We start from the raw sequence: 14,718 nt of genomic DNA, 5'->3' as shown, positions 1-14,718 counted from the left end.
GGGGCGCCGGCCAGGCCCGGCGGCCGGACGCGGCGGGGACCACCGCCCGCTGCGGAGCAGCTCAGCCGACGGGCAGCGCGGCGAGCCGGGCGGCCAGTTCCGCGTTGCGACGCAGGAAGGGGACCCATCCGGTCGGCGCCCGGGTGCCGGGCACCGACCGGGTGCAGGACTCCTGCTCCCAGGCGCGGAGTCGGCCGTCGCGGATCCGGAGCCGGACCAGGACGTCGTCGGCCCAGGCGGTGACGTCCTCGTCGCCCTCCCCGCCGGGCGCGGTGACCCGCTGCGGCGCGACCACCCACTCGACCGCCTCGATCTCCTCCTGGAGCCGCGCCGCGGCCTCGTATGCCTGCGCCCCGGCAGCGGCGTCGCGCCGGGCGGTCAGTGCCGCCAGTGCGTCGGCGACCGCGGTCGGCTCGCGGTCCAGCACGGCGGCCACGGCGCTCGCCAGCTGCGCGACGGGGGTGTCCTGCCCGCCGCGCAGCCGCGCCAGCTCCCGCTCGCCGGCGGTGCGGGTCGGGCCGGCGTGGCCCAGCGGGTAGAGCCGTTCCAGGCCGGACACGGCCAGCCGCACCCTGCGCGCCCCGAGATAGGGCCCGAAGAGGCGGACACCCGGTGCCGGCCGGTGCGCGGAGGCGAGGCCGAGGCGCGGCGCCTCCGGTGAGGGGTCCAGGCGGATGCTGACGGGCACCTCCAGGCCGCCGACGATCCGGTTCCAGGGTGGCAGCGACCGCTCGAGCAGGTTGCGTTCGGCCCAGGCGGCCTCGTGCGCGGAGTCGCAGACCAGCGCCTCGATCCGGGCGACCCGGAGCACCATCCGCCGCAGGTGGCGGCGGTCCCGCAGATCGCCCCAGTAGGAGCTGACCCGGCGGCGCAGCTCCCCGGCCCGCCCCACGTACAGCACCCGGCCGCCGTCGTCCCGGAAGCGGTACACGCCGGGAGCGGCCGGCAGTGCGGCGACGGCGTCCGGTCGGGCGGGCACGCCCCCATCGTGCGCACGGGCTCCGCGCCGGTGGTGGCGCCGCGCCCCACGGGTCCCACGCGCCCCACCGGTCACGTCCGGCGCGGGGGGCTGGTGCGAGCCCCGGCCGGCGTCCGCCCGGGTCCTGCCGCCCGGCGGGCGCAACCGCTCAGGGCACCGTCCGGTACCGGCCGGTGGGCGGCCGGCGGGTCCGGTGCGTCAGCCCGGCGGGGGTCTCAGCCGATCCACCTGCGCACCTGGCCGGTCAGGACGCGGCCGAACTGGAGCTCGGGGAAGTGGGCGCCGGCCCCGTAGGTCGTGTCGCCCTCCAGCTCCCGGAACAGCCGTTCCCGCACCTGCGCGGCGAGCTGCGGATCGACGTCGCCCATGGCGTGCCACGAGGGCTCGTCCAGCTGCACGGGACACGTGATCGCGTCCCCGAGGAGCAGCGCCCGGTGCACCCCGGAGGACACGACGACCGACAGGTGGCCCGGGGTGTGCCCGGGGGTCGGCATGAGGTCGACGCCGGGGACGACGGTGGTGTCGTCGCTGACCAGGTGGATGCGGGCGCCGTCGGTGGTCTGCATCCCGTGCCGGATGTGGTCGAGCATCCGGCTGCCCGGGTCGAGGACGAAGTGCCGCCAGTCGGCCGCCCCGAACCAGAGGTGGGCCCGCGGGAAGACCGGCCGGCCGGCCAGGTCGAACAGCCACCCGCAGTGGTCGAGGTGCAGGTGCGTGCAGATGACGACGTCGATGTCCTCCGGACTCACCCCGGCGGCCCGCAGGCCGACCATCAACTGCCCGCCGACGAGCAGCCTCCGGGGCCCGTCGTCGTGCAGGTCGGGGCCCAGGCCCGTGTCGACCAGGACCACGGTGGAGCCGGTCCGGACGAGGAAGGTGCCGATCGGCAGCCACGCCTGGCCGTGCCGGTCGAAGAAGTCCTCGTGGCCGTGCGCGGTGACGTGGTCGCCGAAGTAGCCGGGGCTGGCGCGGAAGGTGCCGTCGGCGATCGGGTGCACGTCGATGTCGCCGACCCTCATGAGCTCTCCTCCCCGCGGTGCCTGTGACGACGTTCCCGTAGGTCGGCGGCGACGTCCAACCGAACCCGGCTCGGGGGTGCTACCGGATCAGCCCATCGTCTTCTGGCCGTCGATCGCCTCCCGCAGGATGTCGGCGTGCCCGGCGTGCTGGGCGGTCTCCGCGATGATGTGCAGGAACACCCGCCGGGCCGACCAGCGGGCGCCCGGCTCGAACCACGGTGCCTCGGGCAGCGCGTGCTCGGCGTCCAGGTCGGGCAGGGCGGCCACGAGGTCGTCGGTGCGCCGCGCCACCTGCTCGTAGTCGGTGAGCACGCCGGCCAGCGTCTCCCCGCGGGCCAGGTGCCAGTGCCGGGCCGCGGCGTCGGGGCCCCAGTTGCGGTGCATCGCCTCGGCGCCACCCTCGGCGAAGCGGGCCCACCCCGCCTCCGTGGCCGCGACGTGCTTGACCAGGCCGGCGAGGTCCAGCGCGCTGCGGGTCGGTCGCCGCTGCGCCTGCTCGTCGGTCAGGTCGCGGACGGTGAACCGGAGGAAGGCGCGGTGTCGCCGCAGTGACTCGATCAGGTCGGTCCGCTCGCGGGTGAGGGTGGTCGTGCCGGTCATGGGATCGCCTCCGTCGTCCTCCGGTGGTCCGTGCCGACGCTAGGGGCAGCGGGGGTCTCTCGGGATGGACGGCGGCGTCGTCACCCCGCCTGCCCCGTCCCTGGTCCCCGGGTTCGCGGGGCACCGAACCGCGACCCGAGCGGGGCAGTTCGTCCCTGTCCGGCAGGAGCCGGGCTGGCCATCCTCTGGGGGGTCCGGCCGACTCCGCGGGAGGAACTGGCATGTCCGTCACGCTCAACGACACCGAACTCAAGGCGCGGCACCGGAAGATGTGGGCCTCCGGCGACTACCCCCGGATGGTCGAGACGTTCCTGCTGCCGCTCGGGCCCCGGCTGGTGGAGGCCTGCGACATCCGCGCGGGGCAGCAGGTCCTCGACGTCGCGGCCGGCACCGGCAACGCCTCGCTGCCCGCCGCCGAGCGCGGTGCGCGGGTGACCGCCAGCGACCTGACCCCCGAGCTGCTGGAGGCGGGCCGGCGCCGCGCCGAGGCGCAGGGGCTGGACCTGGAGTGGACGGAGGCGGACGCGGAGAACCTGCCCTTCGAGGACGGGTCCTTCGACGTGGTCATGTCCGCGATCGGGGTCATGTTCGCGCCGCACCACCAGGACGCCGCCGACCAGCTCGTGCGCGTGTGCCGGCCCGGCGGCCGCATCGGCCTGCTGTGCTGGACGCCGCAGGGCATGATCGGCGCGCTCTTCGCGACGATGAAGCCCTTCGCCCCGCCGCCCCCACCGGGCGCGCAGCCGCCGCCGCTGTGGGGCAGCGAGGACCACCTCCGGGAGCTGTTCGGCGACCGGGTCGAGTGGCGGACGTCCACCCCCGGCGTCCTCGAGGTCACCGCCTTCCGCGAGCCGCACGAGTACGCCCAGCACTTCCGGGCCTACTACGGGCCGACGATCGCCGCCCGCGCCAACGCCGAACGCGAGGGCCGCGCGGCCGAGTTCGACGAGGCGCTCGACCGCTTCTGCGACGAGTGGAACCGCGGCACGTCCGACCAGGCCCGGTTCGAGATGGAGTACCTGGTCGCCGTCGGCACCCGGCGCTGACCCCGGGGGCTGGTCACCGGTTGGCGTCGTCGCGCGCCAACCGGAGCCAGCCGAGCAGGAGGGCGCCCCCGGCCCAGGCGAGCAGCGTCGTCACCGACGACGCCTCGGTCATCCCCGGCACCTCGCCGAGGAGCAGGAACGCCGCGCCGGACCCGGGCAGCACCTCGGCCAGCGCGGAGGTCCACGCGTACCCGAACTGGGGCAGCAGCACCGGGAGCACCAGCACCACGAGGAAGACCGTGACCAGGGCCCCGGCCGTGCTGCGCAGCAGGAAGCCGAGCCCGACCGCGAGGGCGGTGCCCGCCGCGACGACGAGGGCCACGGTGCCGAGCGCGTCGAGGCCCTCGTCGGCGGGCAGGCCGACGACCGGGCGTCCCGCGACGGTGGCCGCGAGGCCGGCGGCCAGTGCCAGCAGCACGCCGGCACCCGTGGTCGCGGCGACCGTCACGCCGGTGCGGGCCAGCAGCAGGACGCCGCGTCGTGGCGTCCACTGCAGGGCCGGGACGATCCCGCCGGTCGCGTAGTCGGACGTGACGGCGGTGAGGGCCAGGGCGAGCAGGCCGAACTGCGCCGGTACCACCGTCACCGTCACGACCGCCCAGGCCACGGCGCTCCCGGGTGGACCCGGGTCCCCGGCCACGTCGAGGCCGGCGACGGTGGCGATCCCCACCATGACCACGGCGGCCGCCAGGAGGGACCACCAGGTCGCCCGGACCGTCCACAGCCGGGTCCACTCGGCCGCGCAGGTGCGGGCGAGCACCCGTCCACGGGAGACGTCGGAGGCTGCGGGGGTCGGCGTCGCGGTCACGGTGCTCCCTCCGTCGTCGGTACCGGCTCCACCCGGGCACTGGCGTGCTCGACGCCCTCGCCGGTGAGCGCGAGGTAGGCCTCCTCGAGGGACTGGGTCACCTCGGAGAGGTGGTGCAGCGGGACGTCGGCGGCGTGGGCGAGCTCCCCGACGTCCTCGGCGGTGCTGCCGTCGACCTGCAGCTCGTGCGCGTCGACGCGCTGCACCGTCAGGCCGCACGCGCGGAGCCGGGCGAGCAGGACCCCGGCCTGTGCGGTGCGCACCCGCACCGTGCGGTTGCCCAGCCCCCGGAGGATCTCCTCCGTCGTCGCGTCCGCGATCAGCCGGCCGCGGCCGATGACCACCAGCCGGTCGGCGGTCTGCTGCATCTCGCTGAGCAGGTGGCTGGAGACCAGCACGGTGCGCCCCTCGTCGGCGAGCCGGCGCAGCAGTCCGCGGATCCAGCGGACGCCGTCGAGGTCCAGGCCGTTGACCGGCTCGTCGAACACCAGCACACCGGGGTCGCCGAGCAGCGCCGCGGCGATGCCCAGGCGCTGGCGCATCCCGAGGGAGTAGCCCCTGATCCGGCGGCGGGCCGCGCGGCCGAGCCCGACCTGCTCGACCACCTCCTCCACCCGGCGCAGCGGGACGCCGTTGGTCCGGGCGGCCACGCGCAGGTGGTCGCGCCCGGTGCGGCCGGGGTGCACGGCGCCGGGGTCGAGGAGCGCGCCGACCTCGCGCAGCGGTTCGGGCAGGGTGGCGAACGGGCGCCCGTTGACGAGGGCCTGCCCGGACGTGGGCCGGTCCAGGCCCAGCACCACCCGCATGGTCGTGGACTTCCCGGCACCGTTCGGACCCAGGAAACCGGTCACCGCCCCCGGCCGGACGTCGAAGCCGAGGTCGTCGACGGCCAGGACGTCGCCGTAGCGCTTGGTGAGCCCCCGGACCTCGATCACCGGCGGGCCTCGTGCGGGGCGGCGGAGTCCTCCGGGACCCACTCGAGCAGGTCCCCGGGCTGGCAGCCGAGCACCCGGCACATCGCCTCCAGGGTGCTGAAGCGGACGGCCTTGGCGCGGCCGTTCTTCAGGACGGCGACGTTCGCGGGGGTGAGCCCCACGCGCTCGGCGAACTCGCCGACGCTCATCTTGCGCTTGGCCAGTTCGACGTCGATGCGCACGACGATGGGCATCAGATGACCGCTTCCATGTCGGTCCGCAGGGTCGTGGCCTGCCGCAGCAGTGCCCGCATCACGACCATGAGCAGACCCACCACGGCGCCGACGAGCAGCAGCACCAGCAGCAGCGCGGGCAGCACCGGGTCGTCGCTGACCTCGTCGACGATGAAGTAGTAGGCGCAGACGAAGGCGCCGAGGAGCATCAGCCACCCCACGGCGATCGCCCCCACGATCGCGTTCACCCACGGCAGGGCGCTGGCGCTGAAGATGCGGTCGTGGCGGACAAGTGTCAGCAGCTGCCAGGTGCAGACGATGACGACCTGGACGCACACCAGCCCCAGCACCGAGACCGTCAGCATCGTCCCCCGCACGACCGACTGCTCCAGCGACGGGTCGGCGATGTCGGGCAGCAGCCCGGGCAGGGCCCAGATCTGCGCCACCACCAGGGCGGCGAAGACCAGCGCGAGCAGGACCCGGAGCGGGCCCACGGCCCGGTGTTCCGTCAGCATGGATCGACGATCAGCTGGTTCCTATCGATTGTCAATAGACCACGCCGTGAGGTCGCCGCGTGGCATGGGTTCGTCACCCACCGTGGAGAAGTCCAGGAAACCTGTACTCCTCCCTCGATCGCGTGCCAGGGTGGTCGGCGTCACAGCACAGCGGTGCCGGACGCCGTCCGGCGGGAGTGGGGGAGACGTGGACAGGTGGGGGACCCGGCTGGCGGCCGTGGCGGGGGCCGTCGCGCTGGTGGGCGGCGGAGGAGCGGTCACCGCGGCGAACGCCGCACCGGCGGCCGATCCGGTCGTCCCGCCGGGGGAGTACCGCGGCGACCTGGGCAGCGGCGCCACGTGGCTGGGGCACGTGCCGGAGCAGTGGAACGGCACCGTCGTCCTGTTCGCGCACGGCTTCGGGCCGTTGGTGGCGCGTGACGCCCCGGACGACGCGACCCGGCAGGAGCTTCTGGACCAGGGCTACGCCCTCGTGGGCTCGTCGTACTCCGGCCCGTCGATGTGGGCACTGGAATCCGCGGTCGACGACCAGTACGCCGCGCTGGCGGCCTTCGAGGCCACGCTGGGTGTCGAGCCGGAGCGGACGATCGCCTTCGGCCGGTCCATGGGCGGCCTGGTCAGTGCCCGGCAGGCGGAGGACCCGCGGGGCGAGATCGACGGCGTGCTGACCACCTGCGGGCTGGTCGCCGGTGCGCTCAACCTGAACAACTACCAGCTCGACGGCGTCCACGCCCTGGCCACGCTGCTGGCCCCGGGGCAGGACATCCCCCTGGTCCGGTACGACGGCCCGGAGCAGGCCGCCCGGGCGGCGGCCGACCTGACCGCCGCGGTCACCGCCGCCCAGGAGAGCCCCGAGGGCCGCGCGCGGATCGCCCTGGCCGCGGCGTTCCTCAACACGGCCACCTGGTACTCCGGGGACGCCCCGGCGGACCCGCGCGACCCGGCGGCCGAGCAGGTGCAGCAGTACGAGGCCCTGGTCGGTGGCGGCCTCGAGCGGTACGTCACCGGCCGGCAGCAGATCGAGCTCGTCGCCGGCGGCAACAGCGCCTACAACGCCGGGGTGGACTACCGGGAGCTGCTGGACAGCAGCCCGCACGCCCGCCAGGTGCGCGCGCTGTACCGCGATGCCGGCCTGGACCTGGACGCCGACCTGGCCACGCTGACCGGCGAGGCCGACGTCGAGGCCGACCCCGACGCCGTGGACGACCTCACCCGGTCGTCGATGGTGACCGGGGAGCTGGAGGTCCCGCAGCTGGCCATCCACACCGTGGCCGACGAGCTGGTCCCGGTCGAGCACGAGGACTGGTACGCCGAGCAGGTGCACCGGGCCGGTGAGACCCGGCTGCTGCGGCAGGCCTACGTCGAGGGCGCCGGCCACTGCGAGTTCCAGCCGGCGGAGCAGGTCGCGGCACTCCAGGCCCTGGAGCAGCGGCTCGACACCGGCCGCTGGGGCGACGTCGCCTCCCCGCGGCAGCTGAACGCGGCCGCCGACGCACTCGAGCTCGGCACCACGGCGCGGTACACCCGCTTCGACCCGGCGCGCCTGGTCGGCGGGCTCGGCGAGCCGGGGCGGCACGGGGACGAGTGAGCGGCCGGTCCGGCCGGGTGAGGGGCGGTGCGCCCCACCCGGCCGGGCGCGGCACCCCGGCCGGCCCGCTCAGCGCGGCGGCTGGCTGTCCAGGGCGGCCCGGCACAGCAGCACGTACCGGCGGAGGTCCTCGGCCTGACCCGAGCTCAGCGGGGCCACCATCCGCGACTCGAGGCGGCCCACCTCGTCCCGGTAGCGGTCCAGGAGATCCCGACCCGGCCCCGTGAGTCGCAGCACCCGACGGCGCCGGTCGCGCGGGTCGGGCACCCGGGACAGCAGGCCCCGCTCCTCCAGGGCGGCCACCATGTCCGCGGCGCTCTGGTCGGTGACGAACGAGTTGCGGGCCAGCTCCGCGGTGCTCAGGTCCGTGTGCCGCTCCAGCACGGTCAGCGCCGTGTACTGCAGGGGCGTGATGCCGGCCGGGCGCAGCACCTCGTCCAGCCGGGCGCGCACGGCCTGCTCCAGCTGTTTGACCAGGTAGAGGGTGGACGGGCGGCCGGGCGTGGACACCCCCTCATCTTCGCCCACCCCGCGGGGCCGGGAGTCGGCGCGAGGGGCGGCACCACCGGGACGGGACGGACGTTCCCGATCCGTGACCGTCGGCGACGGGTGGAGGGCGGAACCGGCCCGTAGCGTGCGGGATCCTCGACCCGAGACCACGGGGGTGGCTCCCATGTCCACGCGCTTCAACCCGCCGCCGAACTGGCCGCGACCGCCCGAGGGGTGGACGCCTCCGCCGGGATGGCAGCCGGACCCGGCCTGGGGGCCACCGCCACCCGGCTGGCCGCTCTGGCTCCACGACGGCGTGCCGGTCCCGGCCGGTGTGCCGGCCCGGGCTCAGCACCCGGCACCGGTGGGCCCCTGGTACCGGAGCTGGTGGGTGGCCGGCCTGGGCGCGCTGGTGGCCGCGGTCGTCGTGGTCGCCGTCGTCGTCGGCGGGGGTGACGGTGTCAGCCCCGGGGTGTCACCGGCCGACCGCGCCGGCACGGCGACGATGGCGGAGGACCCGCCGTCCCCGAGCGCGGCACCGACGACGACGTCGCCGCGGCGGTCGACCCCCGCACCACCGCCGCCCCCCGCCCCGGAACCGGAGCCGGCGCCGACCGAGCAGTACTCCGGCGCGGGCACGACGGTGCAGACGCTCACCGCCCGCGATGCGCGGGCCGTCACGATCACCCACGCCGGGACCTCCAACTTCGCCGTGTGGGCCGTCGACGAGCAGGGACGGGACATCGACCTGCTCGTCAACGAGATCGGGTCGTACTCCGGAGTGCACCCGCTCAACTTCCTCGTCGGGGAGGAGGCGGCGGCCCTGCGGATCGAGGCCGACGGCCAGTGGAGCGTCACCTCCGCGCCGCTGGCCTCGGCACCCTCGTGGGACGGAGGGGCGCCGTTCACCGGGGAGGGGGCCGGCGTCGTCCTCGTCGCCGGCGCGGCCGAGGGGCTCACCCCGGTCACGTTCGCCCACCAGGGGGAGTCCAACTTCGCGGTGTGGGCCTACGGCGACTCCCAGGACCTGCTCGTCAACGAGATCGGCGCCTACTCGGGGCAGACGCTCATCCCCTCCGGCACGGTGGTGCTGACGGTCGAGGCGGACGGGCCCTGGTCCATCACGAGGTCCTGACCGCGCGGCGCTGCACGTCGGCGACCCCCGCCACGGCGCGGCCCCGCGGCGTGGCGCTCCTGCCGGGGCTGACCCGGCGCCGGCCCGCTCGCCGCCGCGCGGAGGTGTGACCTGCGCCCACCGACTAGGTTCGGTGCCCGACGGTGCCGCCGGCGCAGGGGAGTGACGCAGTGGGCAGATCGGTGCTCGTGACCGGGGGGAACCGGGGGATCGGGCTGGCCATCGCCCGCTCCTTCGCCGAGCAGGGCGACTCGGTGGCGGTCACCCACCGCGGCAGCGGCGTCCCCGACGGGCTGTTCGGCGTGCGGTGCGACGTCACCAGCACCGAGGACGTCGACCGGGCGTTCGGCGAGGTCGAGGAGCACCAGGGGCCGGTGGAGGTGCTGGTGAGCAACGCCGGCATCACCCGCGACGGCCTGCTCATGCGGATGAAGGAGGCGGACTTCACCGACGTCCTCGACGCCAACCTCACCGCCGCCTACCGGGTGTCGAAGCGGGCCGCGGCCAAGATGGTCCGGGCCCGCAGCGGCCGCATCGTGTTCATCTCCTCCGTCGTCGGGCTGCTCGGCTCGGCCGGGCAGACCAACTACGCGGCGTCGAAGGCGGGGCTGGTGGGCCTGGCCCGGTCGATCGCCCGGGAGCTGGGCAGCCGCGGGATCACCGCCAACGTCGTCGCACCCGGCTTCGTGGAGACCGACATGACGGCGGCGCTGCCGGAGAAGCGGCAGCAGGAGATCCTCGGGCAGGTGCCGCTGGGCCGGTACGCCTCGGCGGAGGAGATCGCGGGCGTGGTGCGCTTCCTCGCGAGCGACGCGGCCGGCTACATCACCGGGGCGGTCGTCCCGGTCGACGGCGGACTGGGAATGGGGCACTGATGAGCGGCATCCTCGAGGGCAAGAAGATCCTGGTCACGGGGGTCCTGACCGAGGCGTCGATCGCGTACGCGACCGCCCGGATCGCGCAGGAGCAGGGCGCCACCGTGGTGCTGTCCAACTTCGGCCGCGCCCTGTCGCTGTGCCAGCGCATCGCCAGGCGGCTGCCGGCCGAGGCCGCGGTGGTCGAGCTGGACGTCACCGACACCGAGCACCTGTCGACGCTGGCCGACCGGCTGCGGGAGCAGGGCTTCGACACCCTCGACGGCGTCGTCCACTCCATCGGCTTCGCCCCGCAGGAGGCCATGGGGGAGGGCTTCCCCGAGGTCGCGTGGGAGCACGCGGCGACGGCGTTCCAGGTCTCGTCCTGGTCCTACGCCTCACTCACCCAGGCCTGCCGGCCGCTGCTGGCCAACCCGTCCTCGGTCGTCGGACTCACCTTCGACGCCTCCGTCGCCTGGCCGGTCTACGGCTGGATGGGCGCGGCCAAGGCGGCGCTGGAGTCCGTCAGCCGCTACCTGGCGCGCGAGCTCGGCCCCGAGGGCGTTCGGTCCAACATCGTCGCCGCCGGCCCGCTCCGGAGCATGGCCATGAAGTCCATCCCGGGCAGCGCGCAGTTCGAGGAGGCCTGGGAGGGCCGCGCCCCGCTGGGCTGGTCGGTCACCGACACCGAGCCCGCCGGCAAGGCCGTCGTCGCCCTGCTGTCGGACTGGTTCCCCGCCACCACCGGCGAGATCGTGCACGTCGACGGGGGCTTCCACGCCGTCGGCGTGTGAGAGCCGCATCCGTCCTCCGCACCCTCCAGGAAGAAGCAGCGTGCCCCGCGCCACCGACGTCGACATCCACCCCGGCCAGCGACCCGACGAGGACCCCTCGCTCGCCGTCCGCAACAACGGCGGCGTCCCGCCGTCCACGGAGCCCGCGCCACCGGGACGGCGGGAGGCCCTGCTGGTCCTGTCCTTCGGCGGTCCGGAGGGGCCGGACGACGTGATGCCGTTCCTCGAGAACGTCACCCGCGGCCGCGGGATCCCGCGCGAGCGCCTCGAGGCGGTCGCCGAGCACTACCACCACTTCGGTGGCGTCAGCCCGATCAACGACCAGAACAAGGCGCTGATCGCCGCCGTCGAGACCGAGCTCGCCGCCGCCGGCGTCGAGCTGCCGGTCTACTGGGGCAACCGCAACTGGGCGCCCTACGTCGAGGACACCTGGCGGCAGATGGCCGACGACGGCATCGAGCACGTCTACGTCTTCGCCACCTCCGCCTACGCCTCGGCGTCGGGGTGCCGGCAGTACCACGAGGACGTCGCCCGGGCCCGCGCCGCGTCCGGCCCCGGCGCGCCGACCGCCGAGAAGCTGCCGCACTACTTCGACGCCCCCGGTTTCGTGCGGGCCAACGCCGACGCCCTGGCCGCCGCGCTGGCGTCGCTGCCGGACCACCTGCGGGACGGCGCCCGGCTGGTGGCCACCGCGCACAGCATCCCCGACGCGATGGCCGCCGTCGCCGGGCCCGAGGGTCACGCCTACGAGGCCGAGCTCATGGCCGCCGCCCGGCAGGTGGTGGACGCCGTGGCGCCGGGGCGGTCGTTCGACCTGGTGTGGCAGAGCCGCAGCGGCCCGCCGTCGGTGCCGTGGCTGGAGCCCGACGTCAACGACCACCTCCGCGCGCTCGCCGGGGCGGGGGAGGAGGCGGTCGTGCTCTTCCCGGTCGGCTTCGTCAGCGACCACCTCGAGGTGGTCTGGGACCTCGACAACGAGGCCCGCGAGACCGCCGCGGAGCTGGGCCTGGCCTTCGCCCGGGCGGGCACGGCCGGCACCCACCCGGCGTTCGTCGCCACGGTCCGGGAGCTGGTGCAGGAGCGCCGGGCCGGCGGCCCGCCGCGGCTGGGGACCAACTGCCCGGCGGCGTGCTGTCTCGTGCAGCGGCCCGCCCGCCCGACCGCCTGAGGGCAACGCGGGGAGGACTACCGCGGGATCGCGTTGAAGGCGGCGGTGACCGCCTCGCGGACGGCGTCGGCGAGCGGTCGCAGCGCGTCGTCCCGGGCGGCGGCCTGGGTGTGGGTGACCGCCCCGCCGGGGGCGTCGGTGAGCGCCAGGTCGAGCACCCGCGCCAGCCGCTGCGCGCGGGCCAGCACCGACAGGGCCAGCGGGTCGGTGCCCGGCGGCATCCCCGGCACGTGGGCCGGCCGGGCGAGCCCGGCGAGCAGCGCCGGCACCTCCGGGTGCCAGCGGGCCAGGTCGAGGTCGACCAGGGTGCGCGCCGCGTCGCCCACCGCGAGGTCCAGCGCGCCGGACACCGCGCGCAGGGAGCCCTCCACCGGCGGCGGCGCCGGGGGGACGCCGTCCAGGCTGGTCGCCGTCCACTGCACCACCTCGGGGCCCAGCTGCTCGGGGACCAGCGCGAGGCGCTCCCCGACGGCCGCCTGCCCCGCCTCCAGCGCCAGCTCGGTCAGGCCCGGCGCCCGCGGGAGCCCGCGGACGTCGCCGGGCACGGGGAGGACCAGCCGGAACCGGCGCTCGCCCAGGCCGCGCAGCCCGGTCAGCGCCCAGCCGAGGGGGACCGCCTCCTCGGTGCCGGGCATCCCGGTGACCCGGTGCGCGGTCTCGCCGAGCAGCGCGTCGAGCGCCTCGTCGTAGGAGGAGCGGCCGGTGAGCCAGGCGGTCGCCCAGACCGCGAACCGGCCGGCGGGGAAGTCGTGCACCCAGCGAGGTTATGTCGAGTGCCCGTGGAGGTGACGATGGTGTTGAGATCGATCACTCTCCGGTTCCGGTCTGCGAGAGTGTCAGGGTGGACGCCTGGCTGTTGTGGCTCATCGCATCGGGCCTGTTCGCCGCGGGTGAGATGGCCAGTCTCGACCTGGTCCTGCTCATGTTCGCCGGCGGTGCGCTCGGCGGCATGACCGTCGCCCTGCTCGGCGGTCCGGTCGCGCTCCAACTCGTGGGGTTCATCGTCGTCTCGGCGCTGCTGCTGGTCGTCGTCCGCCCGCTGGCCAAACGGCACCTGGTGGACCGCACGCCCGAGCAGCTCGACGGCGTCGCCACCCTCATCGGCCGGACGGCGAAGGTCACCGAGGCCGTCGACGGGCACGGCGGGCGCATCCGGTTGGGCGCCGACGAGTGGACCGCCCGCAGCCAGTACGGCGGCGAGCACTTCCCGGTCGGCACCACCGTGCGGATCCTCCAGGTCGACGGGGCCACCGCCGTCGTGGGAGATGCCCTCGAACTGGAGTGACGCGCACCCCCGGACCCGTTCCACCCCTGACGAAGGGAGCTCCCCGTGACCCCCGCCCTGATCGCCCTCATCGTGGTCGCGCTGCTGGTCGTGGTCGTCATCGCCAAGAGCGTGACGATCGTGCCGCAGGCGCAGGCCAAGGTGGTCGAGCGGCTCGGCCGCTACAGCCGCACGCTCTCACCGGGCCTGTCGATCCTCGTGCCGTTCATCGACCGCGTCCGCGCCACCATCGACCTGCGTGAGCAGGTCGTCTCGTTCCCGCCGCAGCCGGTGATCACCGCCGACAACCTGCAGGTCGGCATCGACACCGTCGTCTACTTCCAGGTCACCGACCCGCGGCTGGCCGTGTACGGCATCGCCAACTACATCACCGGCATGGAGCAGCTCACCACCACGACGCTGCGCAACGTCGTCGGCGGGCTGAACCTCGAGGGCGCGCTCACCGGCCGCGACGGCATCAACAGCCAGCTGCGCTCGGTGCTCGACGGCACCACCGGCCCGTGGGGGCTGCGGGTGGCCCGCGTGGAGATCAAGGCGATCGACCCGCCGCCCTCCATCCAGGACTCGATGGAGAAGCAGATGCGCGCCGACCGCGACAAGCGCGCCATCATCCTGCAGGCCGAGGGCGCCCGGCAGTCGGCGATCACCACCGCCGAGGGGCAGAAGGCCGCGGCGATCCTGTCCGCGGAGGGCAAGAAGCAGGCGGCGATCCTCGAGGCGGAGGCCGAGCGGCAGAGCCGGATCCTGCGCGCCGAGGGTGAGCGGGCGGCGCTGTTCCTGCAGGCGCAGGGCCAGGCGAAGTCGATCGAGACGGTGTTCCAGGCCATCCACGACGGCAAGCCCGACCAGGGCCTGCTGGCCTACCAGTACCTGCAGACGCTGCCGCAGATCGCGCAGGGCGACGCCAACAAGATGTGGATCGTCCCCAGTGAGTTCAGCAAGGCGCTGGAGGGGCTGGCCAACCTGGGCGGCGCCCAGGGCGGGTCGTCGTGGATGGACGTCGGCGCGGCGGCCAACGGCGCCGGGTCCGGACCCAAGGACGGCGGCCTGGACACCAGCAGCTGGTTCGAGTCACAGCTGCCGCGGGCGGCCGACCAGCCCGAGGCGAAGATCGAGCTGACCAGCATCACCGACACCGAACCGGCCGTGCCGGCCCCGCCGTCGCTGGCGCAGGTCACCGAGGACGTGCGCGACAGCGGCCCGGCCGCCGACCCCGCGGTGCGCGAGCAGTTCGACGTCCCCGACGACGGCCGGCCCCGGGCGTAGCGCGGCCCCGTCCCCGACGGCTGCG

General features: G+C 75.1%; 17 protein-coding genes. 8 read left to right on the top strand and 9 right to left on the bottom strand.

From position 1 onward, the window contains the following. Positions 1-61 precede the first annotated feature (61 nt). The 3 genes from ACI79E_RS06825 to ACI79E_RS06815 all read right to left on the bottom strand — a co-directional run bounded on the left by ACI79E_RS06825 (position 62) and on the right by ACI79E_RS06815 (position 2,598). Complete coding sequence (locus ACI79E_RS06825; RefSeq protein ID WP_456931769.1) at positions 62-979, bottom strand: hypothetical protein; 918 nt, start codon at positions 977-979, stop codon at positions 62-64. Positions 980-1,194: 215 nt separating this feature from the next. Further along, positions 1,195-1,998, bottom strand: a complete 804-nt coding sequence (locus tag ACI79E_RS06820) for an MBL fold metallo-hydrolase (RefSeq protein WP_456931768.1) — start codon at positions 1,996-1,998, stop codon at positions 1,195-1,197. A gap of 87 nt (positions 1,999-2,085) precedes the next feature. Further along, positions 2,086-2,598: a DinB family protein gene (locus ACI79E_RS06815; RefSeq protein ID WP_456931767.1), complete on the bottom strand. Its 513-nt coding sequence runs from the start codon at positions 2,596-2,598 to the stop codon at positions 2,086-2,088. A gap of 221 nt (positions 2,599-2,819) precedes the next feature. Here ACI79E_RS06815 and ACI79E_RS06810 point away from each other — a divergent pair, with 221 nt between their 5' ends. Beyond that, complete coding sequence (locus ACI79E_RS06810; RefSeq protein ID WP_456931766.1) at positions 2,820-3,644, top strand: class I SAM-dependent methyltransferase; 825 nt, start codon at positions 2,820-2,822, stop codon at positions 3,642-3,644. Positions 3,645-3,657: 13 nt separating this feature from the next. Here the strand turns inward: ACI79E_RS06810 and ACI79E_RS06805 are convergent, their stop codons facing one another. The 4 genes from ACI79E_RS06805 to ACI79E_RS06790 are packed head-to-tail and all read right to left on the bottom strand — an operon-like array spanning position 3,658 to position 6,114. After that, positions 3,658-4,452 carry a hypothetical protein gene (locus tag ACI79E_RS06805; RefSeq protein WP_456931765.1) on the bottom strand — a complete coding sequence of 265 codons (795 nt, stop codon included), beginning with the start codon at positions 4,450-4,452 and terminating at the stop codon, positions 3,658-3,660. Further along, positions 4,449-5,387 (bottom strand): ATP-binding cassette domain-containing protein, encoded by a 939-nt coding sequence (locus ACI79E_RS06800; RefSeq protein WP_456931764.1) that lies wholly within the window; start codon positions 5,385-5,387, stop codon positions 4,449-4,451. The genes ACI79E_RS06805 and ACI79E_RS06800 overlap by 4 nt, the downstream gene beginning before the upstream one ends. Continuing rightward, positions 5,384-5,620: a helix-turn-helix domain-containing protein gene (locus ACI79E_RS06795; protein WP_456931763.1), complete on the bottom strand. Its 237-nt coding sequence runs from the start codon at positions 5,618-5,620 to the stop codon at positions 5,384-5,386. The genes ACI79E_RS06800 and ACI79E_RS06795 overlap by 4 nt, the downstream gene beginning before the upstream one ends. Continuing rightward, positions 5,620-6,114, bottom strand: coding sequence for a DUF2975 domain-containing protein (locus tag ACI79E_RS06790; RefSeq protein ID WP_456931762.1), 495 nt, complete (start codon positions 6,112-6,114; stop codon positions 5,620-5,622). Before ACI79E_RS06790 ends, ACI79E_RS06795 begins: the two co-directional genes overlap by 1 nt. Before the next feature lie 187 nt (positions 6,115-6,301). Here ACI79E_RS06790 and ACI79E_RS06785 point away from each other — a divergent pair, with 187 nt between their 5' ends. Beyond that, complete coding sequence (locus ACI79E_RS06785) at positions 6,302-7,702, top strand: alpha/beta hydrolase family protein (RefSeq protein ID WP_456931761.1); 1,401 nt, start codon at positions 6,302-6,304, stop codon at positions 7,700-7,702. A 69-nt stretch (positions 7,703-7,771) separates the two neighbouring features. On the opposite strand, the gene ACI79E_RS06780 is transcribed toward ACI79E_RS06785, so the two are convergent. After that, entirely contained in the window at positions 7,772-8,212 is a 441-nt protein-coding gene (locus tag ACI79E_RS06780; protein WP_456931760.1) for a MarR family winged helix-turn-helix transcriptional regulator, read from the bottom strand. 343 nt (positions 8,213-8,555) lie between these two features. Between ACI79E_RS06780 and ACI79E_RS06775 the strand changes: the two genes are divergently transcribed. From ACI79E_RS06775 to ACI79E_RS06760, 4 genes are all read left to right on the top strand, one after another. Continuing rightward, a complete protein-coding gene (locus ACI79E_RS06775) occupies positions 8,556-9,326 on the top strand; it encodes a hypothetical protein (RefSeq protein ID WP_456931759.1) in 771 nt (256 codons plus the stop codon). Between the two features lie 188 nt (positions 9,327-9,514). Beyond that, on the top strand, positions 9,515-10,201 hold the full coding sequence (gene fabG / locus ACI79E_RS06770; RefSeq protein ID WP_456931758.1) for a 3-oxoacyl-ACP reductase FabG: 687 nt from the start codon (positions 9,515-9,517) through the stop codon (positions 10,199-10,201). Next, a complete protein-coding gene (gene fabI, locus ACI79E_RS06765) occupies positions 10,201-10,974 on the top strand; it encodes an enoyl-ACP reductase FabI (protein WP_456931757.1) in 774 nt (257 codons plus the stop codon). The genes fabG and fabI overlap by 1 nt, the downstream gene beginning before the upstream one ends. 40 nt (positions 10,975-11,014) lie before the next feature. Further along, positions 11,015-12,142 (top strand): ferrochelatase, encoded by a 1,128-nt coding sequence (locus ACI79E_RS06760; protein WP_456931756.1) that lies wholly within the window; start codon positions 11,015-11,017, stop codon positions 12,140-12,142. Between the two features lie 17 nt (positions 12,143-12,159). On the opposite strand, the gene ACI79E_RS06755 is transcribed toward ACI79E_RS06760, so the two are convergent. Beyond that, a complete protein-coding gene (locus tag ACI79E_RS06755; RefSeq protein ID WP_456931755.1) occupies positions 12,160-12,897 on the bottom strand; it encodes a hypothetical protein in 738 nt (245 codons plus the stop codon). Positions 12,898-12,983: 86 nt separating this feature from the next. Here ACI79E_RS06755 and ACI79E_RS06750 point away from each other — a divergent pair, with 86 nt between their 5' ends. Then, complete coding sequence (locus ACI79E_RS06750; protein WP_456931754.1) at positions 12,984-13,427, top strand: NfeD family protein; 444 nt, start codon at positions 12,984-12,986, stop codon at positions 13,425-13,427. Positions 13,428-13,472: 45 nt separating this feature from the next. Further along, on the top strand, positions 13,473-14,693 hold the full coding sequence (locus ACI79E_RS06745; protein ID WP_456931753.1) for an SPFH domain-containing protein: 1,221 nt from the start codon (positions 13,473-13,475) through the stop codon (positions 14,691-14,693). Positions 14,694-14,718: the final 25 nt, after the last annotated feature.

This window comes from Geodermatophilus sp. SYSU D00079 (assembly GCF_054050635.1).
This window is presented reverse-complemented; position numbering and strand designations above follow the sequence as displayed.